Annotated in this window: 22 protein-coding genes; 7 read left to right on the plus strand and 15 right to left on the minus strand. The window is 61.6% G+C overall.

Going from position 1 to position 24,452, the window contains the following annotated elements; genetic code table 11:
* Positions 1 to 107: 107 nt before the first annotated feature.
* The 10 genes from BUS06_RS00295 to bamE form a co-directional block, all read right to left on the minus strand.
* Positions 108 to 1,703, minus strand: a complete 1,596-nt coding sequence (locus tag BUS06_RS00295) for a YadA family autotransporter adhesin (RefSeq protein ID WP_254368711.1) — start codon at positions 1,701 to 1,703, stop codon at positions 108 to 110.
* A gap of 707 nt (positions 1,704 to 2,410) precedes the next feature.
* Positions 2,411 to 2,827 carry a CopD family protein gene (locus tag BUS06_RS00300; RefSeq protein WP_074262469.1) on the minus strand — a complete coding sequence of 139 codons (417 nt, stop codon included), beginning with the start codon at positions 2,825 to 2,827 and terminating at the stop codon, positions 2,411 to 2,413.
* 60 nt (positions 2,828 to 2,887) lie between these two features.
* Entirely contained in the window at positions 2,888 to 4,210 is a 1,323-nt protein-coding gene (locus tag BUS06_RS00305; RefSeq protein WP_302050856.1) for a glutamate-5-semialdehyde dehydrogenase, read from the minus strand.
* A gap of 139 nt (positions 4,211 to 4,349) precedes the next feature.
* Entirely contained in the window at positions 4,350 to 5,477 is a 1,128-nt protein-coding gene (holA, locus tag BUS06_RS00310) for a DNA polymerase III subunit delta (RefSeq protein ID WP_074262471.1), read from the minus strand.
* Between the two features lie 48 nt (positions 5,478 to 5,525).
* The gene (locus BUS06_RS00315) at positions 5,526 to 6,077 is read right to left on the minus strand and encodes an LPS-assembly lipoprotein LptE (protein ID WP_074262472.1); all 552 of its coding nucleotides are present in this window, start codon (positions 6,075 to 6,077) and stop codon (positions 5,526 to 5,528) included.
* Between the two features lie 88 nt (positions 6,078 to 6,165).
* On the minus strand, positions 6,166 to 8,757 hold the full coding sequence (gene leuS, locus BUS06_RS00320; protein ID WP_074262473.1) for a leucine--tRNA ligase: 2,592 nt from the start codon (positions 8,755 to 8,757) through the stop codon (positions 6,166 to 6,168).
* A gap of 142 nt (positions 8,758 to 8,899) precedes the next feature.
* Positions 8,900 to 9,331 (minus strand): ExbD/TolR family protein, encoded by a 432-nt coding sequence (locus BUS06_RS00325; RefSeq protein WP_074262474.1) that lies wholly within the window; start codon positions 9,329 to 9,331, stop codon positions 8,900 to 8,902.
* A gap of 70 nt (positions 9,332 to 9,401) precedes the next feature.
* Positions 9,402 to 10,064, minus strand: a complete 663-nt coding sequence (locus BUS06_RS00330) for a MotA/TolQ/ExbB proton channel family protein (protein WP_074262475.1) — start codon at positions 10,062 to 10,064, stop codon at positions 9,402 to 9,404.
* A gap of 64 nt (positions 10,065 to 10,128) precedes the next feature.
* Positions 10,129 to 10,926 carry a 4-hydroxy-tetrahydrodipicolinate reductase gene (dapB, locus tag BUS06_RS00335; RefSeq protein WP_074262476.1) on the minus strand — a complete coding sequence of 266 codons (798 nt, stop codon included), beginning with the start codon at positions 10,924 to 10,926 and terminating at the stop codon, positions 10,129 to 10,131.
* 176 nt (positions 10,927 to 11,102) lie between these two features.
* Positions 11,103 to 11,912, minus strand: coding sequence for an outer membrane protein assembly factor BamE (gene bamE, locus BUS06_RS00340; RefSeq protein ID WP_074262477.1), 810 nt, complete (start codon positions 11,910 to 11,912; stop codon positions 11,103 to 11,105).
* Between the two features lie 162 nt (positions 11,913 to 12,074).
* On the opposite strand from bamE, the gene fur reads away from it, so the two are divergent.
* Entirely contained in the window at positions 12,075 to 12,503 is a 429-nt protein-coding gene (fur, locus tag BUS06_RS00345; RefSeq protein WP_074262478.1) for a ferric iron uptake transcriptional regulator, read from the plus strand.
* Between the two features lie 133 nt (positions 12,504 to 12,636).
* Here the strand turns inward: fur and BUS06_RS00350 are convergent, their stop codons facing one another.
* From BUS06_RS00350 to BUS06_RS00360, 3 genes are all read right to left on the minus strand, one after another.
* Entirely contained in the window at positions 12,637 to 13,146 is a 510-nt protein-coding gene (locus BUS06_RS00350; protein ID WP_074262479.1) for an ureidoglycolate lyase, read from the minus strand.
* Positions 13,147 to 13,185: 39 nt separating this feature from the next.
* Positions 13,186 to 14,196 carry an allantoicase gene (gene alc, locus BUS06_RS00355; protein ID WP_074262480.1) on the minus strand — a complete coding sequence of 337 codons (1,011 nt, stop codon included), beginning with the start codon at positions 14,194 to 14,196 and terminating at the stop codon, positions 13,186 to 13,188.
* Positions 14,197 to 14,322: 126 nt separating this feature from the next.
* Entirely contained in the window at positions 14,323 to 15,651 is a 1,329-nt protein-coding gene (locus BUS06_RS00360) for a C4-dicarboxylate transporter DctA (protein WP_074262481.1), read from the minus strand.
* Positions 15,652 to 15,878: 227 nt separating this feature from the next.
* Here BUS06_RS00360 and BUS06_RS00365 point away from each other — a divergent pair, with 227 nt between their 5' ends.
* Positions 15,879 to 16,571 (plus strand): FadR/GntR family transcriptional regulator, encoded by a 693-nt coding sequence (locus tag BUS06_RS00365; RefSeq protein ID WP_074262482.1) that lies wholly within the window; start codon positions 15,879 to 15,881, stop codon positions 16,569 to 16,571.
* Between the two features lie 125 nt (positions 16,572 to 16,696).
* Here the strand turns inward: BUS06_RS00365 and gap are convergent, their stop codons facing one another.
* Entirely contained in the window at positions 16,697 to 17,707 is a 1,011-nt protein-coding gene (gene gap / locus BUS06_RS00370; RefSeq protein ID WP_074262483.1) for a type I glyceraldehyde-3-phosphate dehydrogenase, read from the minus strand.
* Between the two features lie 103 nt (positions 17,708 to 17,810).
* Positions 17,811 to 19,832 (minus strand): transketolase, encoded by a 2,022-nt coding sequence (tkt, locus tag BUS06_RS00375; protein WP_074262484.1) that lies wholly within the window; start codon positions 19,830 to 19,832, stop codon positions 17,811 to 17,813.
* 287 nt (positions 19,833 to 20,119) lie between these two features.
* Here tkt and speE point away from each other — a divergent pair, with 287 nt between their 5' ends.
* The 5 genes from speE (at position 20,120) to gmtY (ending at position 24,446) form a co-directional block, all read left to right on the plus strand.
* Positions 20,120 to 20,989 carry a polyamine aminopropyltransferase gene (gene speE, locus BUS06_RS00380; protein WP_074262485.1) on the plus strand — a complete coding sequence of 290 codons (870 nt, stop codon included), beginning with the start codon at positions 20,120 to 20,122 and terminating at the stop codon, positions 20,987 to 20,989.
* 105 nt (positions 20,990 to 21,094) lie between these two features.
* Complete coding sequence (locus tag BUS06_RS00385) at positions 21,095 to 21,508, plus strand: VOC family protein (protein WP_074262486.1); 414 nt, start codon at positions 21,095 to 21,097, stop codon at positions 21,506 to 21,508.
* A gap of 19 nt (positions 21,509 to 21,527) precedes the next feature.
* The gene (locus tag BUS06_RS00390; protein WP_074262487.1) at positions 21,528 to 22,268 is read left to right on the plus strand and encodes a 16S rRNA (uracil(1498)-N(3))-methyltransferase; all 741 of its coding nucleotides are present in this window, start codon (positions 21,528 to 21,530) and stop codon (positions 22,266 to 22,268) included.
* A 478-nt stretch (positions 22,269 to 22,746) separates the two neighbouring features.
* On the plus strand, positions 22,747 to 23,046 hold the full coding sequence (locus tag BUS06_RS00395) for a hypothetical protein (protein WP_074262488.1): 300 nt from the start codon (positions 22,747 to 22,749) through the stop codon (positions 23,044 to 23,046).
* The gene (gmtY, locus tag BUS06_RS00400) at positions 23,046 to 24,446 is read left to right on the plus strand and encodes a gamma-mobile-trio recombinase GmtY (RefSeq protein WP_074262489.1); all 1,401 of its coding nucleotides are present in this window, start codon (positions 23,046 to 23,048) and stop codon (positions 24,444 to 24,446) included. The genes BUS06_RS00395 and gmtY overlap by 1 nt, the downstream gene beginning before the upstream one ends.
* The last annotated feature ends 6 nt before the right edge of the window (positions 24,447 to 24,452 follow it).

Below are 24,452 nucleotides of genomic sequence, written 5' to 3' on the forward strand. Positions count from 1 at the left end.
AGCGCGACTCGCATGCAGGGTGGGAGCGATAATCGCCTCGCGAGCGGTGACCTTCCGGCCACCGGGAATTTCAGCTCAGCTACCGTGCGCTATCCAAGGCAACCAGCTCAGAACTCGTAACCGACCTGAGCGCGCACGCCCGCGTCGCCAGTCGACGTCACAGACACCGCGCCGTTTGCAAGCCAATGGCCGCTCAGCGAGCGATAAGTAACACCCGCCGCGGCTGCCGATGCGCCCTTGTATGTTCCGCCACCGGCCGCAACGACGGTCCTGCCTGGACCCGACGGCGTCATGTTCGGCATCGCCATAGCGGCGGCTACGCCGGCATAGGCATTCTTCGCGACTTCGTTGATCGAGTTTTGCACACCCGCGATGCGAGTGTCCGTGTAGCTATTCGCCTGCGTTGTGGCCGCGTTCAACTGGTCCACGTTGACCGCGTCGGTGCCCTGCTGCCCGGCCGCAACGTTCGTCACCTGACGTTCGCTACCCACCGCACCCACCGATACCGAGTTGGCACGGTCGGCCACCGAGTTCGCACCTAGCGCGACCGAGTTGTCAGCCTGCGCGGCCGAGCCTGCACCCACTGCAACCGCATTGACACCCGCAGCCGAGGCGTTGGCGCCCATCGCCGTAGCATGCGTGCCGCTTGCCATTGCTGCTTCCGCATTGCGATCACCGCTCGCCGTGAAAAGCGGATTCGTGGCATTGACCGCAACATTCGCTACGGCGCCGAGCGCCGCGTTCATCTGGGCGACATTCACTGCGTCGGTATCGGCCACACCTGCCGCCACGTTGTGGATTGTCGTGCCGCCCGAGGCGCCGCCGCCCATTGTCACGCTACCGTAGTCGACCGAACCGTCGGCGTTATGGTCGTAAATGACCGCGGCATTTGCGTTGCCATTCTTGTCCACGAGGCCAGCCGCCTTCAACTGCGATACGTTTACCGCGTCGGTATCGGCCGTACCGGCTGCGACGTTGGTGATCTGCCGTTCCATGCCCACTGAGCCGACCGACACCGAATTGGGACGATTCGCCACCGAGTTCGCGCCCAGGGCGACCGAGCCTTCGTCCCAGGCCTGCGCGTTGCCGCCGATCGCCACTGAATCCACCCCCATTGCCTGCGAATCCACCAGCGTCGAGTTCGAGTGGAAATACATGATGCCCGCACCACCGCCGATGTTGTTCAGGATGCTGTTGATATTCGCGATGCTGTCGGTATTCTGCGCTGTGCGGCCGTCCAGATTATTCAGCGCATCGCCGACGGTATAGAACGTGCTGCCTCCGATGTCGTATTGCGGTCTCGCGACCGAACCATCCGGATTCACAGTCGAGTTGCCGCCCAATGCACCCGCGACGCTTTGCGAAACGCCGTACAGTTGGCTGCCGTTCACGGCGTCCGTGCTAGCCGCCGACACCGTGCCCGCCGCCACACCAATAATCTTGTTCGCGGTGCCCGAGGTCGTGCCATTGCTAAACAGACTGAGCTGACCATGAAGGTACGCAACGGGAGACCCGGCAGAAACGCCGTCACCGAAAATCTCCAGGCCACCTCTGGCAATCAGGCCAGATGAGTTCGAGATAAGGTTGAGAGACGTATTGCTGGCGAGCGCAGTTTGGGAACTGCTCTTATTGCCGATGGTCGCCTGGCAGGCCGGCGAAGTCAGAGCGGTAGTGGTACCGCCGCCTGGAATGCCATCGTTCACCGCGGCACAGGTATCGTCGGTAGCGTCATTAAAAACCGCAACGGGAGCCGCCGCCGCATACGCTGTTCCGGCAGAAAGAAACCCGGCCGCAACCAGTGAAATAACACCATTCTTTACGGAGGATTTTTTCGCAGAGGCGCGAATAAACTTTGAGGCTGCTGTCCATGCGCACGTGACATCGTTGCACATTGACCGAGATATTTTATTCATTAAGTTGTCCCCATTAGATACACAGATTTCAATTCGCAGAAGCGTGCGCGCTTGCAGCGAACACGCGACGCGCTGGCCGGGGTCAACTCGTTCGACAGTCGCCGCTCACGGTCAAAGGAGACGAGAGCAGTATGTCGAGTGGCAAAACAGAATTGAGGTCCAGACCAGGAAATCTACGTTATTGATCTGAGTATCCGGTCGACATCGGACCAGTCTTAAATCCGTTAAATAGACACAGCAAGTTATGTCGATTGCATAACTCTTATTTAAATCGCATAGAACGTGACACAGGATGGGCAAATCGTTGCCTCCGCGTTGGAGACGGGGACCGTATCGTCACAGGCTGAATTTTAGAAGTGCGTACCGACGGATAGCATCCGAACGAATCTCGAGATGCCAAAAGGACGCTTTAACCCGGCATTTATGAATTGATACCGGGTTGCCGCAATTGATGAAGATTTACCGCACCGGTTCTTTTAGAAGAATTCCGATTATTTTTAAAACGGCTTTAAAACCACCAACGCCACCGCCGCCAGCATCCCCAGCACGGGCAGTTCATTGAACATCCGATACCACTTATGCGTACGACGGTTCTCACCCCGTTCGAACGTCGCCAGCAAACGTCCGCAATAGAAGTGATAGACGATCAGCAGCACGACGACGGTGAGCTTCGCGTGCATCCAGCCCTGCCCACGCCCAATGCCGACCACCAGCCACAGCCACAGCCCACAGGCGAGCGCGGGAACTGCAATGAAGCTCATAAAGCGATAAAGCTTCCTCGCCATGATCAGCAGGCGTGCCGTGGCGGCCGGTTCCGTTTCCATCGCCAGATTGACGAAGATGCGCGGCAAGTAGAACAGGCCGGCAAACCAGGAAGCAATCAGAACGATGTGAAACGTTTTTACCAGAAGCATTGGCGGTCCTCGTGCGTCGAGTTGGCGTTGATGATCGCGCGCCCATCAGCGCGCCGAGGGTTACTGACGGCCTTCGCCGTGCCCGAGCACAACGTACTTCAGCGACGTCAGCCCTTCCAGTCCCACCGGCCCGCGCGCGTGCAGCTTGTCGTTCGAAATGCCGATTTCTGCGCCAAGGCCAAATTCGAAGCCATCGGCGAAGCGCGTCGATGCGTTGACCATCACGCTCGCCGAATCCACTTCGCGCAAGAAACGCATCGCGCGGTCGTGGTCTTCGGTGACGATCGCATCGGTATGCGCGGAACTGTAGGTGTTGATGTGCTCGATCGCCGCATCGAGGTCGTCGACCACCTTGATCGCCAGCACCGGTGCGAGATATTCGGTGCTCCAGTCTTCCTCGGTTGCATCGACGAGCGGGCCGACGCCCGCCGCTTCGAGTACCTCGCGCGCCGCCGGATCGACGCGCAGTTCGACTTCCTTGACGCGATACAGGCGCCCAAGCTGCGGTAGCACTTCATGCGCAATGCCACGCGCCACCAGCAGCGTTTCCATCGTGTTGCAGGTGCCGTAGCGGTGCGTCTTCGCGTTGTCGCACACGGTCATTGCCTTGGTGATGTCCGCACGATCGTCGACATACACGTGGCAAATTCCGTCGAGGTGCTTGATCATCGGCACGCGCGCTTCTTCCATCAAACGTGCGATCAGGCTCTTGCCGCCGCGCGGCACGATCACGTCGACGTATTCCGTCATCGTGATCAGCGCGCCCACCGCAGCGCGATCCGAAGTCGCCACCACCTGCACGGCATCCTGCGGCAAACCGGCCATCTCGAGGCCTTCGCCAATCAGCTTCGCCAGCGCGGTATTGCATTCGAGCGCTTCCGAACCACCGCGCAGAATCGTTGCGTTGCCTGACTTCAGACACAACGCGGCGGCGTCGATCGTCACATTCGGCCGCGATTCGTAGATGATGCCGATTACGCCGAGCGGCACGCGCATCTGCCCGACCTGGATGCCACTCGGACGGTATTTGAGGTTGCTGATCTCACCGATCTGATCCGGTAGCGCCGCGACCTGGCGCAGGCCTTCGACCATCGTCTTCAGCGCCTTGTCCGACAAGGTCAAACGGTCGATAAACGCAGCGTCGTGCCCTTTCTCGCGTGCGCGTGCAACGTCGCGTGCATTGGCCTCTTTCAGCTGCGCCGACTCGCGTTCGATCGCGCGGGCCACTGCCTCGAGCGCGGTGTTTTTCGCTGCCGTCGACGCCCGCGCCATCGCACGCGAAGCGTGCCGGGCGCGGCGGCCGAGGTCGGTCATGTACTGGTCGATATTCATGGTGATTCTCGTGATGTCCGTACGTGTCTTCGGTACGCGGTGGACAGGCAGAATTGGCGAAAGATCAAACGATTGTAAGTCTGGTTGCAGCGGCTTGCTGGATGCGCAGCCAACGGGGCCGATCAGAGTGGTTGCTGCGCGCTCACAGTCAGACCAGCGTCAAAACGCAGCCTGCAGGCGTGCGCTCTGTTCAGACCGGCCTGCGCGCTGGCGCGGCTGGCGGTCGTGGCCTGCCAGGCGACCCGATTGGCGCAGCCGTCGCCTTCGCCGGCGCAGCGACTGTCATCGCCAGTTCGAACAGCCCATCCCATGGGTCAGGCGGTGGGTCATTGCGATGATTGCCAGGCGTGCCGCCGGACAGCCCCTTGACCTGGCGATCGAGCTTCGCCGCGAGCGCGAGCGCCTTCTCCAGCGCCGCTTCGGTTACGCGCGACAAAGCCGGGCCGATCAGCCGCTCACGCGGCCCCCACACGCGGTTTTCGCGCACCAGCATCGCAAGCGGCTTGCCCGCCGCCACGCCGCGTTTGATGCGCAAAAGCGTCCGCACTTCCTCGACAACGGCCCACAGCACCAGCACCGCCGCCTCGCCTTCGCCGCGCAAGCCGTCGAGCATGCGGGCAAGCCGTCCCACGTCGCCCGCCAGCATCGCCTCGTTCAGCTTGAAGACGTCATAGCGCGCGACGTTCAACACAGCGTCCTGCACCTGCTCGAGACTCAACGCCCCGGCCGGATAGAGCAACCCGAGCTTCTGAATTTCCTGATGCGCAGCAAGCAGATTGCCTTCCACGCGCTCCGCAATAAACTGCAAGGCGCGCCGCCCTTCCTCGCCGGCAGCCACACGCTGCCCCTGCTGCGACAGCCGCTGGCCGACCCAGTTGGGCAACTGCGCCCGCTCCACCGGATCGATCTTCAGCGCCACACCCGCCTCGGCCAACGCAGTAAACCAGCCGGACTTCTGCGTTGCCGCATCGAGACGAGGCAGCGTGATCATCGTCAGGACATCGGAATTCACCGCGTCAGCGAGCGACTTCAACGCATCCGCGCCTTCCTTGCCCGGCTTGCCAGATGGAATCCGCAGCTCGACGAGCTGCTTGTCGCCGAACAGCGACATCGACTGGCTCGCACCCAGCAGCGAACTCCAGTCGAAGCCACGCTCCACCGTGAACACCGAGCGATCGGTATAGCCGGCCGAGCGCGCGGCCGCGCGGATCCGGTCGCCCGCTTCCTGCGCGAGCAGGTGCTCGTCGCCGTACACGACGTACAGGTCGGCGAGTCCCTTCGCGAGGTGCGCTTCGAGCGCGTCAAGTCGCAGTTGCATGGCTACGGATCAACAGGATTGGCAAAACACGTCTGTGCAAGGCGCCGCTCAAAGCGGCGGCGGCGGCAACGGCACGCGCGGCGCAACGGCAGGCGCGCCTTGGCCCGGCGCCGGATGCAGCGAATGCACGACACCCAGACGGCGGATCAGCTGATCGACGGCGTCACTTTGCATGTCCGCGTACAGGAGATCCGCTTCGGCCATTTTCGCCTGCGTGAACTCATCGCTGTAAGTCATGGCGCGGTTCAGCTCGATCGCGCTTTGCGGAATCAGTACCGTTCCGTCCGTGCCGTTGAGCGAGTAGAGCAGCGTGTAGGTGACTTCATATTCTTCGACGACGCCGAGAGAATTCATCGTCAGCACGCTGTTGCCACGAACCTCGGAAACATGCAGAACGGCATCCGCGTTCGACACCGCTTTGACGATCACCGTGTCGCTGCCGCCTTGAACCATTCGAGTCAAACGGCCGAGGAACGGGGCCGGCGCGCCCGCAACAGCGAGGCGCTTAAACGGATAGTCCTGCTGACCGCGTAGCTGAAAGCCACACGCGGACAACACCATTACCCCACACGCCAGCGTCAAAAACGATCTGCGAGTCACATTGGCTCCTGGTTCGCAGTAAATGCTGTACCACACTCGGGTGGCGCCACGGCTCGCGGCGCCGCCCTGCTTATTGCCAGCTTCGGCGTCAAACGACGATGTTCACCAGGCGGCCCGGCACGACGATGATTTTCTTCGGCGCATTGCCTTCGCTGAACTTGGCGAACATCTCATGCGCGAGCGCGGCCTGCTCGATCGCGTCGCGCGGGGCGTCCTTCGCGACCGTGACCGCACCGCGCACCTTGCCGTTCACCTGCAGCACGAGTTCGATCTCGGCCTGCTCCAGCGCCTTCTCGTCGACCTTCGGCCAGGGCGCGTCCAGCAGCGTACCAAATTCGTCGGCATAGCCGAGTTCCTGCCACAGCTGATAGGTCGCATGCGGCACAACCGGGTACAGCACGCGCAGCAGCACGCCATAGCATTCGCGCAGCACGGCGGGGTGAGCGCCCTTGGCGCTGTCGAGCGCGTTGAGCATCTTCATGGCCGCCGACACCACCGTGTTGTACTGCAAACGCTGGTAATCGAAATCGGCCTGCTTCAGCACGCTGTAGATCTCGCGGCGCAGTACCTTGTCCGTTTCGCCGAGTTGGGCGGCGTCGAACGAAGCCTGTTTGCGCAAGGCCGCTTCGTTCGCGTGGCCAAAGCCCCAAACGCGGCGCAGGAAGCGGCTCGCACCTTCCACGCCGGAACCCGACCATTCAAGCTGCTGCTCGGGCGGAGAGGCGAACATCACAAACAGACGCGCCGTGTCGGCACCGTACTCGTCGATCAGCACCTGCGGATCGACGCCGTTATTCTTCGACTTCGACATCTTCTCGATGCCGCCGAGCACCACAGCCTCGCCGTCCGAGTTCAGCACGGCGCCGACCGGACGGCCCTTTTCGTCGTGCGTCACGGTGACGTCGGCCGGGTTGTACCAGGTCTTCTTGCCCGCTTCACTTTCGCGGTAGAAGGTTTCGTTGAGCACCATGCCCTGCGTGAGCAGGTTCTTGGCCGGCTCGCCGAAATTCACCAGGCCCATGTCGCGCATCACCTTCGCCCAGAAACGCGAGTACAGCAAGTGCAGGATCGCGTGCTCGATGCCGCCGATGTACTGATCCATCGGCGCCCAGTAGTCGGTGCGCTGGTCGACCATGGTCTTCGCATCCGGCGACGCATAGCGATAGAAGTACCACGACGAATCGACGAAGGTGTCCATCGTATCGGTTTCGCGCTTCGCGGCGCCGCCACACGTCGGACACGTGCAGTTCACGAACGCTTCGGACTTCGCAAGCGGGTTACCCGTGCCGTCCGGCACGAGATCCTCAGGCAGCACGACGGGCAGATCCTTCTCCGGCACCGGCACGTCGCCGCAGGTCGGGCAGTGGATGATCGGGATCGGCGTGCCCCAGTAGCGCTGACGCGAGACACCCCAGTCGCGCAGACGGTAGGTGACCTGCTTGTCGCCAAGGCCCAGATCCTTCAGGTCGCTTGCGATCGCATCCACGGCTTGCGTGTAGGTCATACCGTCGTACTTGCCGCTGTTGATCAGCGTGCCGTCCTTGTCGCCATACCATTCCTGCCAGGCGTCGGTCGAGTATTCCTTGCCTTCGAGCGCCACCACCTGTCTGATCAGCAGACCGTATTTCTTCGCAAACGCGAAATCGCGCTCGTCGTGCGACGGCACGCCCATCACGGCGCCCTCGCCGTAGCTCATCAGCACGTAGTTGCCGATCCACACCTCGACCTGTTCCTGCGTCAGCGGATGCGTGACGTAGAAACCGGTGGCCATGCCCCTCTTTTCCATCGTTGCAACGTCGGCCTCGGCGACACCGCCGCGCTTGCATTCTTCGATGAACGCCTGCAGTTCCGGCTTGTCTTGCGCCAGACGCGTGGCGAGCGGATGCTCGGCCGCGACTGCACAGAAGGTCACGCCCATGATCGTGTCGGCGCGCGTGGTGAAGACGCGCAGCACTTTCTGCTCGCCGTCGATCTCGTACGGGAAGCCGAAGTTCACGCCGAAGCTTTTGCCGATCCAGTTCTGCTGCATGACCTTCACGCGCTCGGGCCAGCCAAGGCCTTCGAGGTCGTTCAGCAGTTCGTCGGCGTACTGCGTGATCCGCATGTAGTACATCGGGATCTCGCGCTTTTCGACCAGAGCGCCGGAGCGCCAGCCGCGCCCGTCGATCACCTGTTCGTTGGCGAGCACGGTCTGGTCGACCGGGTCCCAGTTCACCGTACCGGTCTTCTTGTACGCAATGCCCTTTTCGAGCATCTTCAGGAACAGCCACTGGTTCCACTTGTAGTAATCGGGGCTGCAGGTGGCGACTTCGCGCGACCAGTCGATGGCGAGGCCCATCGCCTGCATCTGCTTCTTCATGTACGCGATGTTGTCGTACGTCCACTTGGCCGGCGGCACGTTGTTGGCGATCGCGGCGTTTTCCGCCGGCATACCGAACGCGTCCCAACCCATCGGCATCAGCACGTTGTTGCCGTTCATCCGCAGATAGCGGTACATCACGTCGTTGATCGTGTAGTTGCGCACGTGGCCCATGTGCAGCTTGCCCGACGGGTACGGCAGCATCGAGACGCAATAGAACTTGGGCTTACCGGAGATTTCCGTCGTCTTATAGGCGTCGCTGGCGCGCCATTGCCCTTGCGCGGCGGCTTCGACGTCGGAGGGAACGTATTTTTCGTGCATGGTGTGATGGGATCGCTAGGTTCGGTGCTTTCGCACCGGGCCTGGTGCTCTGCTAGATGAAATGGCGTCGTTTCCCCTTGTGCAGGGGAAAACGCTGATTATACCGTTCGCCGAGGGGTCTGCCGCGCGCCGCGCGGCATGGCTAATGGCCCGGCACGGGCGGCGGCGGGTCCGTCACAAAGCCTAGCCGCTGTAGCCCCGCCTGCTGCGCCGCGCCCATCACCTGGGCGATGACCTCGTAGCGCGTCGAGCGCTCGGCGCGCAGCTGGATCTCCGGCTGTTCCTGCTGCTTGCCCGCTTCCACAAAGCGCGCGCGCATCTGGTCGAGCGTCAGGGCATTGCCGTTCCAGTAGATCTTGCCCGCCGCGTCGATAGACAGCGAGATCGTCTGCGGTGTCTGACGGGCCGGTGCGGCGGCGACTTTCGGTAGGTCAAGCCGGATCGCGTGTGTGAATAAAGGCGCGGTAATGATAAAAATCACGAGCAGCACCAGCATCACGTCGATCAACGGCGTCATGTTGATCTCTGCCATCGGCGCTGCGGTCTGCCGTTTTTCGAGTCCGCCGAATGCCATGTCGACCTCCTGCCTGACTAAAGCTGAACTGGGCTAAGCTGGTTTCACCTGATGCGAGCGGCGGCGCCGCTCAAGCGGGCGCGCAGACGTAGGCGTGCAGATCGTGCGCGAAGCCGTCCAGTTCCTCGGACAGTTGCCGCACCATGCGGCCGAGCACGTTGTAGGCAAGCACCGCGGGAATCGCAACCACGAGGCCGAAGGCCGTCATGATCAGCGCCTCGCCGACTGGCCCGGCAACGTTTTCGATCATCGCCTGCCCGCTCGCGGCAATACTGCCGAGCGCGTGATAGATGCCCCACACGGTGCCGAGCAAGCCGACGAACGGCGCCGTGCTACCCACCGATGCCAGCAGCACCTGGCCAAACTCGAGCCGCCGCTGCGAGGTGGTGAGCGCTTGACGCAGCGCCCGCAAGACCCGCTCGCTGCGCTCGACGCGTGCGAGCAACGCACCGGGGATATCCACCTCCGAGGCATGCAACGCGGCTTCGGCGAGCGGCGTGAAGACCCGTTCGCTATCGACAAGCCGCAGCGCGGCGACACCGTCGGTTAAGGTCGACGCCTGCCAGAACTCGGTTATCGCGCGCGACGCCTGACGCTTCGCGCGGCTCAGAACCCAGCTTTTGACGATCAGAAAGCACCAGCTCGCCACCGACATCGCTAGCAGCACATAGGCTACTGCATGGGTGATCGTGTCGCTGGATTGCAGGTAGTGAAGAATGCCGGTGCCTGCCATTGGACCTCGCCGTCGGAAAGTGTGCGCAGATGGGATACGGGGCGCACGCCGAGCATACGTGCGCTCAGCGCAGGCCGAGTACGTCCTGCATGTCGTACAGGCCGCTTGCGTGGCCTTCGAGGAAACGCGCCGCGCGTAGCGCGCCCTGTGCATAAGACAAGCGGCTCGCCGATTTGTGCGTAATCTCGACGCGTTCGCCGGTACCGGCGAACAGCACGGTGTGATCGCCGACGATATCGCCGCCGCGGATCGCCGCGAAACCGATGGTGGACGGGTCACGCTCGCCGGTGATGCCCTCGCGGCCATAGACCGCGCAGTCGTCGAGATTGCGGCCGAGCGCGCCGGCGATCACTTCGCCCATTGCCAGCGCGGTACCGGACGGCGCGTCGACCTTGTGGCGGTGATGCGCCTCGATGATCTCGATGTCGTACCCGGTCGCGAAGTGCTGCGCGGCGTATTCGAGCAGCTTCAGCGTGACATTGACGCCCACGCTCATGTTGGCGGCAAAGACGATGCCGATCTTTTCAGCCGCCGCGCGCAGTTGCGCCTTCTGCTCGCTTTCGAAACCCGTGGTGCCGATCACCATCTTGACGTTGTGGCGCTGCGCCGCTTCGAGATGCACGAGCGTGGCCGCCGGCCGCGTGAAATCGATCAGGGCGTCGGACTGGGCGAACACCTGCTCGATATCGTCGCTCAGCAGAATCCCAGTTTGCTTGCCGAGGAACGCGCCGGCATCCTGACCAAGTTGCGCCGACCCGGTCCGCACGAGCGCGCCGGAAAGCTTGACGCCAGAATCGTTCAGGACGGTTTCGATCAGCATCCGGCCCATACGGCCCGAGGCACCGGCAATAGCAATGTTCATGGCAGTCACGCGCGAAATATGACGTTAGAAACGACGGGGTAAAAAACAACGCGAAGCGCAAAGCGCGTCACAGGGCACCTGAAAGCGCGCCCCTCAGGACAGAACACAAGGCGCAACAAACACAAATGACGGGCTCGCGCGCTAAACGCGGCCCGTCATTGTCAGGGACAGCGTATTTAGCTACCCGTTCCCGTGGTCGCCGGAGCGGACGTCAGCGGTGCGTTGTAGGTCGGCCCGTTGTTGCTCTGCGAGCCAGCCGGTCCCACCGGGTTGTCCTGCTGTTCGCTCGGCACGGTAGGCGGCGCCGGACGCGTGAACTGGAATTGCGGCGCCCCAGGCGACGTAGCGCCTTGCGGGACCACACCACCGTTCGCGGTCGGCGTACCTGCCCGCACCGACGGCGTGATCTTGCCGCTCGGGGCCTGCACGGCGTCCGTTGCACGATTGGCCGCCTGCGCGGCTTCGGCGTTCGGATCCATGGACTGCGCAGACACCGTGCCGGCCGTTGCCGGCGGCGTAGCCGCAGCGGCGCCCGAAGCGGCAACCGCCCCGCTGGCTGCCGCAGCCTCTGCTGCCACAAACGCTTTCTTGCCGCGCTTGTCGCCGTCGATTTCGGCGAGCAATTCAAGGTTGGACGGCAGATCCTGACCGCCCGACCAGTTTGCAACCGTATCGCCCGAGAAGTTCACGACGAAGTCACGCTGTTGCACGACGCTCGTATTGCCACGCTTGAAATAGAACACGTAGTCCCAACGGTCTGCGTGGAACATATCCGCCAGGAGCGGCGTGCCGAGCAACTGGCGCACCTGGTCCCGTGTCATACCCACCTTCATTTGCGCAGCTGCCTCAGCCGAGACAAAATTGCCCTGCACAACGGTAATCCGATAAGGCGTGATGCTTTGCGCGATTCGCTGCGTTACGCTGTCGTAGGTCGAGCACCCGGCAAGAACCGCGACAGTCGCTGCAGCAATCAAGGTACCCCGCATGCGGCTCCCCCGGTAGATCAGTAGAGATTTTGAAATCATTTCACTCACCGTGCGGGCCCTGCCTGTGGCGGACCGCGCGAGTTTCATTGCATCGAAGATGACCTGAACAGCGTAAACACATTACTATTAGAACCCTGCATTGTACTCTAGGGATCCCTTGTCATGACCAATCCAACCGATCTGAAAAATATCGGGCTCAAGGCGACCCTACCGCGCCTCAAGATTCTGGAGATTTTCCAGCACAGCCCGGTGCGCCACCTGACTGCGGAAGACGTCTACCGCAACCTGCTGCACGAGGAGCTCGATATCGGGCTTGCTACGGTCTATCGCGTGCTGACTCAGTTCGAGCAGGCGGGGCTTTTGTCGCGCAGCAACTTCGAATCCGGCAAAGCCGTGTTCGAACTCAACGAAGGCACCCACCACGATCACCTGGTGTGTATCGACTGCGGGCTGGTCGAGGAGTTCTTCGACCAGGAAATCGAGAGCCGCCAGCAGGCTATTGCCAAAGAGCGCGGTTTCAAGCTGCAGGAGCACGCGCTCGCGCTGTACGGCGCCTGCACGAAGGAAAACTGCCCGCATCGCAAGCATTGAGCGGCATTATCGTCGCGAGCCTCATGGTTCGCGAGCCACGCAGGTAATAAAGAGAAACCCGGTCGTCGTCAGTCGGCCGGGTTTTTTTGCGTCCAGGGTACGCAGGGCCTACCGTACGGTGCGTTCGGGCTGCTCAGAGGCCGTAAGCGTAGGTAACACGCGCGAGATGCCATGGCTCAGCCAGCGCAATCTCGTCGCAATTGGGCTGATCGCCGCCTCGATCCACCACCACGAAATCGCTGACGCGCTCGAGCGCGAGCAGCGGGTGGTGCCAGACCCCTTTTGCGTAGTTGACGCCCTGCCAACCCTCGGTCCAGAAGCCGCGCATGTGCGCCGGATCGAACTCGCCAGCCGGCGCGACGACGATCAGGTAGCTCAACGCTGAAAGCGGGAGGAAAGCCTGACTGCCGAGCGGGTGGCGCTCCATCATGTTGATCTCGACCGGCAACGCACGCGGTTGCGCGCGAAACAGGTTGATCAGTGGGCGGCCGCCCTGCTCGCCCACGTCGACCTGCGCAAGATCGTGGTAGCGCTCGGTCGTGCCGCCATTGATAGGAAAGTGACGTGCGCCGTCCAGTTCGATCACGTCTCCAAACGGTGCGAAAGCTTCGCGCGTCAGGCGCTCCATCTGCAGGATCTTCATTGCGGTGTCTCCGTTGCCATGCTCCTCTGGGTGCTTCGCTTACGCCAACTCACCCCACAGACGCAGGCGGGAAACACCACCGTCCGGATAGATATTGAAGCGCACATGGGTGACCGGGCCAAGCTTGGACAGTTCGGCCTCAAACGGATGCACGTGGTCCATCTGCAGTTTCTGCTCGCCCATCAGCACCGGCCAGAACATGGCCTGGGTGACGAGCGACTCGTCCGTACCACCCGTCACGCTCGCGGCCTGCAGCGAGCAGCGGTCTGGGAAATTGCCCTTGAAATGCGCCGTGTCCACTTCGACCTTGCGAATCACACCGGGTCGCGCCAGCGCGACGATCGCCCAATCGTTGCCTGGCTCGCGGCGGCGGCGCGTTTCCCAGCCGTCGCCCATGTTGACCCCGCGTCCTGGCATCAGCATCTGCGAGGCCGGTCCGAAATGCTGGTTGTTCGCGGCGACCAGATAGGCGCCGTTTTCGATCGCCGCCAGATCGATCAGGCTGGCGCGTTCGACGCGATCCCAATCGCGCTTCGGTTGTCCGTAGACACGCAGGCGCGCGAGACCACCGTCCGGGTAAAGGTTCACACGCAGGTGCGTGAAGGCGCGCGGGTCGCTGACTTCCACGTAGTGGTGCTGATTGCCCTGCAGCGTCATCGCGGGCACGACGACTTGCCAGTCGGCGTTGTCGGGCGGCGTGTCGCTTTCTGCATGGCAGCCTTCCAGTGACGCCGCCGGCGGAAAGTTGCCGGTGAAGTGGCTCGTATCCAGGTCCACGCCATGAATGACGCATGGGCGCGCGAGCCGGACCACGCAATAGTCGTGTCCGGTGGTGCGCTTGCGGCGGGTCTCCCAGCCGTCCATCCATTTGCCGTGATCGTCGTACTTGCCAGGAATGAACACCGCCGGCTGCGGTTCGAGCATGCGCTCTTTGGGCGCGAAGAATTCATCGCTTGCATAGAGCGCCTGCGCACCCAGGCGCGGGTCGGCCAGGTTCATGTAGCGGCGCGTGAAAGCGGGTGCGTTCGGGTCGAGGGTCGGAGTAGCCATGGTCTCGGTCTGACGGTAAGAGGGTGAAAATCCGCTGGCGCGGCTGCGTGTGTTGCCTGCATTGGCGTACCGCTGCGTTGCGCCTGACGGACCAGTGATGAGATGTAGTTGGTGGTGCCGTTTGAATCAGGTTGCGTGCGCGGGATTGACTGAGACGCCCGCCACATTCGTTTCTTCGCCTGCGGGAACATAGAGGAACGCGGCTTCCCGGTTCAATACGCTACGAGCGCGGGCTTTGTCGATATCGTTTTCCCAGACCGCCACGACCACCGTGGCAACGCAATTGCCGATCAGATTCGTCAATGCACGCGCAATGCCGACGAACCAGTCCACCGGCAGAATCAGCACCAGACCGAGTACCGGGATCGCAGGAATCGCGGAAAGCGTCGCGGCCAGAATCACGATTGCCGAACCGGGGATACCATGCGCCCCTTTCGACGTCACCAGTGACACCAGCACCACCACGATCAGATCGTGAAGCGACAGCGGCGTATTGGTGGCCTGCGCAATGAAGATCACCGCGAGCGTCAGATAGATCGAGAAACCGTCGAGATTGAACGAGTAGCCCGTCGGAATCACGAGGCCGACCGTCGAGTCTTTTACCCCCATCCATTCGAGCTTGCGCATCACCTGCGGCAACACCGCATCGGAGGAGGCCGTGCCGAGCACGATCGACATTTCCTCACGCAGATAGCGGATCAGCTTGAAGACGCTAAAGCCGGCCAGACGCATCACGACGCCAAGCACCACGGCCACAAACACGATACAGCTCGCGTAGAACACCACCACCAGCAATCCGAGTTGTTCGAGCGAAGCGACACCATAAGTGCCTGTGGTAAATGCAATCGCGCCAAGCACGCCGAGCGGCGCCAGCTTGATGATGAAGCTCATCACGCGAAAGAACACTTGTGCCAGTTCGTCGATCAGGCCGCTCACCTTCTGCGCCTTGTCGCCGAGCAGCGACAGAGCCGAACCGAACAGCACCGAGAACACGAGAATCTGCAGGATGTCGCCGGTGGCGAACGCGTTGAAAGCGGTGTCGGGGATGATCTTCAGCAGAAATCCTGCGGTGTCCTTCAGATCTTTGGTGTGTTCGGTGTACGTATTGAGCGAGGCCGCATCGAGTGAATGCAGGTTGATGTTCATGCCGACGCCGGGCTTCGTGACATAGGCCAGCACCGCGCCGATCACCAGAGCAATCGTCGTCATGAACTCGAAGTAGACCACCGCTTTCAGGCCCACCCGTCCCACTTTCTTCAGATCGCCCGCATGCGCCATGCCGCTCACCACCACGCAGAACACGATCGGACCAATCACCATCTTGATCAGTTTGAGAAAGCCGTCGCCGAGCGGCCGCAACGACTGGGCGAAATGCGGAAACAGCGCGCCGATCACGATGCCCGCCACTAGAGCGACCACCACCCGGCCAAACAGCGAATTGAAAAACTTCAACACGGCCTTCTCCCGGTTACGGATTTCATCTGTTCATACTGGTCCGACCAGTACTGTTATGGCGAATAGTAGGAAGCCGATATAGTCCCGTCAAGGTCGAAATAAATAGCGTTTACCCGCCTGTCTTTGCTCTGCTTACGGGCTATTTTGTCGGGAGATTAATTGCGCGATGCGTGCGTCGAAGCCCGGGATTACAATGCCGGTCAGACCACGCGCTTCCGTCGAGGATCATGAAGAACGTCCCGCATACCGTCACCGACTCCGCCATTGCCACCATCCGCGAACGGATCGAGGGCGGCGTGTATCCGGTGGGAAGTTTGTTGCCCGCACAACGTCAGCTCTCCGAAGAACTGGCCATCAGCCGTGCTTCGCTGCGCGAGGCGCTCTCAACGCTCGAGGCGCTCGGCCTGTTGATGATCCGTCCCGGCAAGGGCGTATATGTCGAGAGTTCGCAGGTGTCCTCAGCGAATCCATGGCGTTTCGCAGAACAGTCTTCCCTGCCGGATACGTATCAGATGCGCTTTGCGCTCGAAGGCTTCGTTGCGCGCATGGCGGCGCTGGCGATCAGCGACACTGACCTCGCGTGGTTCGAGGAGAACATCGACGCGATGCACGGTGCTCTCGCCGGCAACGAACTCGATGAAGCCGCGCAACTGGATTTTGATTTTCATATGCGCATGGTCAGCATTGCCGGCAACGCCGCGATCGAGTCGATCCTGCGCAGCAGTTCGGACATCATGAAAGAGAGCCAGCGCATGCCGTTCTTCAAGCGCGAGCTGGTGCTTTCCACTTATCACGAGCATCGCCAGATTCTCGATGCGCTCAAGACGCGCGATTCCGCCGCGGCCGGTAAAGCGATTGAGACGCACATTACTAATGCTGCCCAGCGTGCGGGCGTTTTCTTCCCGGTGCCGAAGGCATAGCCCCGCCCGAGAGAGAAGGGTTGGCCGCTTAACCACACGCACATAAAAAAGCCGCTCCTTAGAGCGGCTTTCTAATCTACTGCGCCTGAATTCAATCAGGCGCAGTGCAGCATCAGCGGTCGAGCTTACTTCGCGTTCGCGAGCGCCACAGCCGTATCCAGCATGCGGTTCGAGAAGCCCCACTCGTTGTCATACCAGCTCGACACCTTCACCAGACGGCCCGACACCTTGGTCAGCGTCGCGTCGAACGTCGACGAAGCCGGGTTGTGGTTGAAGTCGATCGACACCAGCGGCGCCTTGTTGTAGCCGAGGATGCCCTTCAGTTCGCCTTCCGACGCTTCCTTCATGATGGCATTGACTTCGTCCACCGTCGTATCGCGCTTGGCGATGAACGACAGATCGACGATCGACACGTTGATGGTCGGGACGCGAATTGCGTAGCCGTCCAGCTTGCCGTTCAGTTCCGGCAGCACGAGGCCGACAGCCGATGCAGCACCCGTCTTCGTGGGGATCTGGCTGTGCGTGGCCGAGCGCGCGCGGCGCAGGTCTTCGTGATACACGTCAGTCAGAACCTGGTCGTTCGTGTACGCGTGGATCGTGGTCATCAGACCGTTTTCCAGACCGATCTTGTCGTTCAGCGGCTTCACCAGCGGCGCGAGGCAGTTGGTGGTGCACGATGCGTTGGAGATGACCGTGTCCGATGCCTTGAGCACCTTGTGGTTCACGCCGTAGACGATCGTTGCGTCGACATCCTTACCGCCCGGTGCCGAGATGATGACCTTCTTCGCGCCACCCTTGATGTGCGCGCTGGCCTTTTCCTTGGTCGTGAAAAAGCCCGTGCATTCCATCACGACGTCGACGTTCAGCTCGCCCCACGGCAGTTCGGCCGGGTTACGGTTAGCCAGCACGCGGATACGGTCGCCGTTGACGACGAGGTAATCGCCATCCACCGACACTTCGCCCGGGAACTTGCCGTGAGCCGTGTCGTATTGCGTCAGGTGGGCGTTGGTGTTGGCATCGCCCAGGTCGTTGATGGCGACGATCTGGATGTCGTGCTTCTTGCCGTTTTCATAGAAGGCGCGCAGCGTGTTGCGGCCGATCCGGCCGTAGCCGTTGATTGCGACGCGAATCGTCATGGTCTATCTCCTGATGGCTGAAAAAATACGTCCATGTTTGGCTCTGCCAGGCCGGTTCCCGCCAGGCGTGGGGTGCACGCATGCGGCGAGAACCGGACACTCATCAGCCGAGTGCGGCTTTAGCCGTCGCTACGACGTTTTCGACGGTGAAGCCGAAATGCTTGAACAGCACGCCAGCCGGGGCCGATTCGCCGAACGTGTCGATCCCGACCACGCCGCCTTCCAGACCCACGTACTTGCGCCAGAAATCCGTCACACCCGCTTCGATCGCGACACGGCGTACGCCCGTAGGCAGCACGCGTTCGCGGTACTCGGCGTCCTGCTGGTCGAACACGGTGGTAGCCGGCATCGACACCACGCGCGCTGCAATTCCTTCGCGCGCCAGCGGCTCAACCGCATTCAGCGCCAGTTCGACTTCAGAGCCAGTGGCGATCAGGATGATCTTGCGCGCAACGATCTCGTCGTTCCAGTCGCGCAGCACGTAGCCGCCCTTGGCGACGTTGGCGATCTGCGCATCCGTGCGTTCCGAGAACAGCAGGTTCTGACGGCTAAAGATCAGCACCGACGGACCGTGGTGCTCAACCGCCTGAGTCCACGCCACCGCCGTTTCGACGGTGTCAGCCGGACGCCAGACTTGCAGATGCGGAATCAGACGCAGGCTCGCGACGTGTTCGATGGACTGGTGGGTCGGGCCGTCTTCGCCGAGGCCGATCGAATCGTGCGTGAACACGAAGATCGACGGCGCCTTCATCAGCGCGGCGACGCGCAGCGCGTTGCGGCTGTAGTCGGAGAACGTCAGGAACGTGCCGCCGAATGCCTTGAAGCCGCCGTGCACCGCGATGCCGTTGATGGCGGCGCTCATGCCGAATTCGCGCACGCCGTAGTTAACGTAGTTACCGGCTGCGTGGCCTTCCGCGTTGACGCGCACCGGCTTGGCCGCCTTCCAGTTGGTGAGGTTCGAACCGGTCAGGTCGGCCGAGCCGCCGAGCAGTTCAGGCAATGCTGTCGACAGGCCTTCAATGGTCTGCTGCGATGCCTTACGCGTGGCGATGGTTTCCGCGCGCTCGTTCGCACCGGCGATGATGGCCTGAGCCTTCTGCGCCCAATCGGCCGGCAGTTGCTTGGCCATACGGCGCGTGAATTCCGCCGCTTCCTGCGGATACTTGGCCTGATAGGCGGCAAACGCCTTGTTCCACTCGCCTTCGTTTTGCGCGCCGGCTTCCTTCGCATCCCACGCCGCGTAGACTTCCGCCGGGATCTCGAACGGCGCCCACTTCCAGCCGAGCTTCTCACGCGCGCCCGCGATTTCCTTCTCGCCGAGCGGCGCGCCGTGCGAATCGTGGCTACCGGCTTTGGTCGGTGCGCCTTCGCCGATCACCGTCTTGCAGCAGATCAGCGTGGGCTTGTCCGACAGTTTGGCTTTCTTGATGGCCGCATCCACCGCTTCGACGTCGTGACCAATCACGTTCGGCACCACGTTCCAGCCGTACGCTTCGAAGCGCTTCGGCGTGTCGTCGTGGAACCAGTTCACCACTTCACCATCGATCGAAATGCCGTTGTCGTCGTAGAACGCGATCAGCTTGTTCAGCTTCAACACGCCCGCGAGCGAGCAGGCTTCGTGCGAGATGCCTTCCATCAGGCAGCCGTCGCCGACGAACACGTACGTGTGGTGATCGACGATCTTCGCGTCCGGCTTGTTGAATTCCGTAGCGAGCAGCGACTCGGCGAGCGCCATGCCAACTGCATTGGCCAGACCCTGGCCGAGCGGGCCGGTGGTCGTTTCGACGCCCGGCGTCATGCCGTATTCCGGGTGGCCCGGCGTCTTCGAATGCATCTGACGGAAGTTCTTCAGTTCACCGATCGGCAGGTCGTAGCCGGTCAGATGCAGCAGCGAATACAGCAGCATCGAGCCGTGACCGTTCGACAGCACGAAGCGGTCGCGATCAGCCCACTGCGGATTCTTGGGGTTGTGGCGCAGATGGCGCGACCACAGCGCAACGCCGATCTCGGCCATGCCCATCGGCATGCCGGGGTGACCGGAGTTCGCTTGCTGAACTGCATCCATAGCCAGCGCGCGGATCGCATTGGCCATCAGGGAGGTAGGGGCGGGAGACGAGGTCGTCATGTCGAGTTCCGGAGAACGAGTCCAAAAAGCGGGGCGCGGGCGGCGGGTCCGGAAGCTCGGCGGCCAGTCTGCTACGGCGCACGGTGCGGCGCCTGGAGACGCGATACGGGCAGAGCAAACGGACAAGGCTGCAAAGCGTCACATTCTAACAGATGGTTGTGGCCTTTCCGGCTGCAAACCGCATGGGACGGCGGGTTTAGATTGGGGCCGGACGCCAGTTCACCCCATCTTCGACTCTATAATCCGAGCATCGCCAACTCGCCGCGCCCGTCCGCGCCCCGTTCACCGTGAGCGTCCCGCTACTTTTCCAGCCGACCCCTTACGTCCTGTACGGCTTCCCCAACTCGCGACGCCTCGCGAGTGTCGCCTCGCCTCATCAGCAGATCGAGGTCTGGGACACGCCGCAACTCGGGCGGTTTTTCACGCTCGACGGCCGCCCGATGACTTCCGTCGGCGACGAGTTCATCTATCACGAATGCATGGTGCATCCGAACGCGCTGGCCCATCCGGCGCCGCGCGCGGCCCTGGTGCTGGGCGGTGGCGACGGTGGAGCGGCGCGGCAACTGCTGCGGCATCCGAGCATTACGCGAATCGTCGTAGCCGAACTCGACGCGGAAGTCGTGCGCCTCACACGTGAGTATCTGCCTCAGGTTCACGACGGCGCGTTCGACGATCCGCGTGTGGAACTGGTAATAGGAGACGCCGCCGAATTCGTCGCGACCTGCGAAGAACGATTCGACCTGGTCGTATTCGACCTGACTCCACCCGACTCTCCGGCCGCGGTCCTGTACACCCAGGCGTTCTATGCACAGCTCAAACGCGTGATGAACCCGAACGCAGCCTTGTCGATGCATCTCGGCGCGCCGTATTTCCAGGCCACGCGTGCTGCGAAGCTTTTAGACGGGCTGAACGAAGCCTTCACTGTGGTCCGCACCATGGGCGCATACGTGCCGCTGCACGGCTCGCTCTGGATGATGGCCACCGCCAGCGATTCGCTCGACCCCGCCGCCCTGACTCCGGCCGAACTCGCCAGACGCCTTGCCGCCCGGCAGATTTCCGGGCTCGGCTGGTACGACGAGCACGCCCATGCCGGACTCTTCTCCGCATCTCGCGCAGTGCGCGATAAACTAAGTCAATTCTTAAAGCCAGTAAGGTAACGCAGCGGCAGAATGTGCGGTTTGGTCGGCGCGGAGGTCTCATGCGCCGGCCACCTGGCTCTGCTGCTCGTGCCCCGCTGACCATAGCTAGATCCGGAGAACTCCATGACCGCCTCCCGCCCAGCCGGTGTGCCCTGGTTGACCCCCTATCTGACGGTACGGGACGCACGTGCCGCCATTGCATTCTTCGAAGCCGCCTTTGGCTTCGAGGTACGCGACAGCGTCCAGGACGACGGGATCGTCATGCATGTCGAAATGGTCTATCAAGGCCAGTTGATTGTGATGTTCGCGCCGGAAGGCGCGTTCGGCTCGACAGCGAAGACTCCCAAAAGCGCGGGCGCAATTGCACCGCAATCGTTCTATGTTTATGTCGACGATGTCGACGCGGTTTATGCGCGAGCGCTGGCGGCTGGCGCGAAATCGTTGAGCGAGCCGCAAGATCAGTTCTGGGGTGACCGTTTTGCACAGGTCGAAGACCTGGACGGCTACCGATGGGCGCTCGCTCGCCACCTTTCGTGAACTAATGAGTATTTTCCTGATGCCTCGCTTCTTCGTCGGTACGTCACTCAAGCCCGACGACATCATGCAGCTTCCCGATGACGTCACACGGCACATCCTGGTCCTGCGTCTGCAACCGGGTGATTCGATCGTGCTTTTCAACGGCGACGGCGGCGAGTACAGCGCTGAACTGATCGAAGTAGAACGCCGTTCGGCCACCGTCAAGATTCGGGAATTCCGCGAAATCGAGGTGGAACCGCCCTATCACCTGACCCTCGCGCAAGGCATCGCCGGTGGGGACAAGATGGACTGGCTGATCGAGAAGGCCGTCGAACTCGGCGCGTCCAGTTTCGTGCCGCTCACCACGACGCGCAGCGTGGTGCGCCTGTCCGGCGAACGCGCACAGCGGCGTCACGTGCACTGGCAAGGCATCGTGCGCGCGGCGTGCGAACAGTGCGGACGCAATCGCCTGCCTGAAGTCGCACCGGTACGTGAAATCGCGACATGGCTGGGCGCGCTGCCGCGTGCCACTGAAGAAGGCGAGTTGCGCCTGCTGTTGTCGCCGCGGGCAAGCATCAGCTTCAACGCATTGCCGGTCGAACCGCCGCGCGGGCGCGTCATGTTGCTAATCGGACCGGAAGGCGGATTTTCGGCTGCAGAAGAAGCGGCAGCGACGAGCCATGGCTTTACCGCTGTGGGGCTAGGACCGCGCGTGTTGCGCACGGAAACAGCTGGGATCGCCGTGCTGGCCGCGCTGGCTGCACGCTGGGGTGGCTGGTAATCTGATCAGTATGTCGAACTGACCCGATCCAAAGCAAAGGCCCGCCAATTGTTCTTCCCCCCAACCAAAGATACATAGTTGTGGGTTTAAGGAACAGAGGATAGCTGGAAACTCATCTCACACCCCTCTCGAAGGGGTGTTTTCTTGTCCTTCAGTTTTGAAGTTACCCCCTAATGTGACATCGTATGTATCGGTCCGCAGTCGAGTAGCCGTCTTTCTTTGAAAGACGAGTAGCCGCTTTTTGAGCGACCTCAGGACCGCATCTGTTTACAAATTGATGTGTCGAGACGTATTATTCTTACCGGCCGTTGAGTTGAGGGTAAATCTACACTGTTCGAGCTCCTCCGGAGTACGGTGAAGAGGCCCTGTAGTCGCGACACCTCGGCCATGTTGTAACCGTCTGCCTTGCGCCCGAAAATCGAACCCGGGCGACTCACAAGCCGGGCGAATTTCTTTCGTCTCATCGAGGAGATTCGCTTTGGCTCGTCTTGCTTCTGAAGAACTCGTCCGTTTACGCCAGGTTAAGGCGGTCATTGCGCTTGTTGCGCTGACTGACTATGCGAAGCGCGACATCACGTTCGTCCCCACGAAATCCGAAGGCACCGAGCGCTGGCACGTGGCCGTCGGCGCCTCTCACTTTGAACTTTTACTCAACGGCTCCAAGTTCTTTGATACGCGGGCCAAGACGGGTGGTGGAGGCGCCATTGACCTAGCTATTCACCTCTATCATCTTAGCTTCAACGACGCAATCGGGCTGCTCCGGAAGCGGAGCGTCTGATGTTCATTTCCGTACGAAGCAAAGTAATCTCCGACACGACCGGCGTCCACACAGAAATACCTGCGTTGTTGACGCCCGCGGGCGTGCTCGAACCGTTGCTCGACTACTGCCTGTCCCGTGCCCATGACCGTAGCTTGGCATGGATGGCGAAGGTTATACGGTCAGTGCGGATGTTCCTCGAATACCTGCAGAGCAATCCGGCCGAACGAGACACCTATCGCCTGTTCCAGAACTTTGCTCAGCGACTTTACACGGGCTCCTTCGACCGGGAGACGGGGCTGGACCCGAGTGGTTTGTGTTGGTCACCGCGCTCGCCGCAGGATGCGTCTCACATCGTTACTTACCTGACCGACTTCTTCGACTGGCTGGGCGAGATGCGGCCGGAAGCAGCCAAGGTAAATCCGCGCTATGCCGGTGGCGCCTTCGACCGCTTAACCGATGAACTGGCTTATCAGTATCGACGAAGCAAAGCCTTCCTCGGGCACACATGGGCGACGAACGCAACGCCTGCGGCGACCGGGACCCGGATTCGCGCACAGCGCCTCCCTAAGGTCGATAAAGGCGAACCGCCAGCATTTCCGGAAGAACGATTTGAAGAGTTGCTGGTCAATGGCTTCAACACAGCGGGTCGCTACGACTATCGGGGCATGCTTATCACGCTCCTACTTCACGGCGCGGGCTTCCGCGAATCGGAACCCTTCCACCTGTACATTCCGGACGTCTTTCCGGACCCTGCCAACCCTCACCAAGCTAAGGTTCTCATCCACCATCCGGCCCACGGTGGAGCGCCGTCCGATTGGCGTGACGAGCGGGGACAACGGCGCAAAGGGAATCGGGCAGATTATCTCGCCCATGAGTACGGCCTAGTGCCCCGCACGGAACTGATGGACTCTCGCCAAGCTGGATGGAAAGGTGGCATGCACGATGCAGCGTATTACAAGCAGGCGTACTGGTTCGTGCCCGAATACGGCAAGTGGTTCCTGCAACTGTGGCAACTCTACCTCAAACAGGTCGTACGCATAGAGCGTAGCCATCCGTTCGCGTTTATCAACTTGAAACGCGGGCCAATTGGGGCGATGTATACGCTCGCGCAGTACAACAAGGCACACGCGGCTGCGTGCAAACGCATCGGCCTTACAGTCAGCAAGGCGCTCGGGACGACCCCGCACGGCCATCGCCACGCCTATGGGCGGCGCCTGAAGAACGCCGGCGTCGACAAGCAGTTCATCCGCCGCTTTATGCACCACGCCTCCCTAGAGAGCCAAGAGGTCTATACGCAGGCAACTACCAAAGAAGCCCTGGCCGCCCTTGAAGCAGGTGTACGGCGGTTGCGGGATAAGCACAGCAGCGCGCCTGCATCGTTCGTTCTCAAGCTTCCCTCCATCAACTTCGACGACTAAGAAAAC

Origin of the sequence: Paraburkholderia phenazinium (assembly GCF_900141745.1) — a bacterium.
Taxonomy (GTDB): Bacteria; Pseudomonadota; Gammaproteobacteria; order Burkholderiales; family Burkholderiaceae; genus Paraburkholderia; species Paraburkholderia phenazinium_B.

What these genes read in the sequence shown, in the direction of transcription:
- BUS06_RS00330 (WP_074262475.1), bottom strand. Translation starts at nt 10,064, where the DNA reads ATGGCAGGCACCGGCATTCTTCACTACCTGCAATCCAGCGACACGATC.
- BUS06_RS00300 (WP_074262469.1), bottom strand. Translation starts at nt 2,827, where the DNA reads ATGCTTCTGGTAAAAACGTTTCACATCGTTCTGATTGCTTCCTGGTTT.
- holA (WP_074262471.1), bottom strand. Translation starts at nt 5,477, where the DNA reads ATGCAACTGCGACTTGACGCGCTCGAAGCGCACCTCGCGAAGGGACTC.
- bamE (WP_074262477.1), bottom strand. Translation starts at nt 11,912, where the DNA reads ATGCGGGGTACCTTGATTGCTGCAGCGACTGTCGCGGTTCTTGCCGGG.
- alc (WP_074262480.1), bottom strand. Translation starts at nt 14,196, where the DNA reads ATGGCTACTCCGACCCTCGACCCGAACGCACCCGCTTTCACGCGCCGC.
- BUS06_RS00350 (WP_074262479.1), bottom strand. Translation starts at nt 13,146, where the DNA reads ATGAAGATCCTGCAGATGGAGCGCCTGACGCGCGAAGCTTTCGCACCG.
- BUS06_RS00325 (WP_074262474.1), bottom strand. Translation starts at nt 9,331, where the DNA reads ATGGCATTCGGCGGACTCGAAAAACGGCAGACCGCAGCGCCGATGGCA.
- dapB (WP_074262476.1), bottom strand. Translation starts at nt 10,926, where the DNA reads ATGAACATTGCTATTGCCGGTGCCTCGGGCCGTATGGGCCGGATGCTG.
- BUS06_RS00365 (WP_074262482.1), top strand. Translation starts at nt 15,879, where the DNA reads ATGAAGAACGTCCCGCATACCGTCACCGACTCCGCCATTGCCACCATC.
- fur (WP_074262478.1), top strand. Translation starts at nt 12,075, where the DNA reads ATGACCAATCCAACCGATCTGAAAAATATCGGGCTCAAGGCGACCCTA.
- gmtY (WP_074262489.1), top strand. Translation starts at nt 23,046, where the DNA reads ATGTTCATTTCCGTACGAAGCAAAGTAATCTCCGACACGACCGGCGTC.
- tkt (WP_074262484.1), bottom strand. Translation starts at nt 19,832, where the DNA reads ATGACGACCTCGTCTCCCGCCCCTACCTCCCTGATGGCCAATGCGATC.
- gap (WP_074262483.1), bottom strand. Translation starts at nt 17,707, where the DNA reads ATGACGATTCGCGTCGCAATCAACGGCTACGGCCGGATCGGCCGCAAC.
- leuS (WP_074262473.1), bottom strand. Translation starts at nt 8,757, where the DNA reads ATGCACGAAAAATACGTTCCCTCCGACGTCGAAGCCGCCGCGCAAGGG.
- BUS06_RS00390 (WP_074262487.1), top strand. Translation starts at nt 21,528, where the DNA reads ATGCCTCGCTTCTTCGTCGGTACGTCACTCAAGCCCGACGACATCATG.
- BUS06_RS00385 (WP_074262486.1), top strand. Translation starts at nt 21,095, where the DNA reads ATGACCGCCTCCCGCCCAGCCGGTGTGCCCTGGTTGACCCCCTATCTG.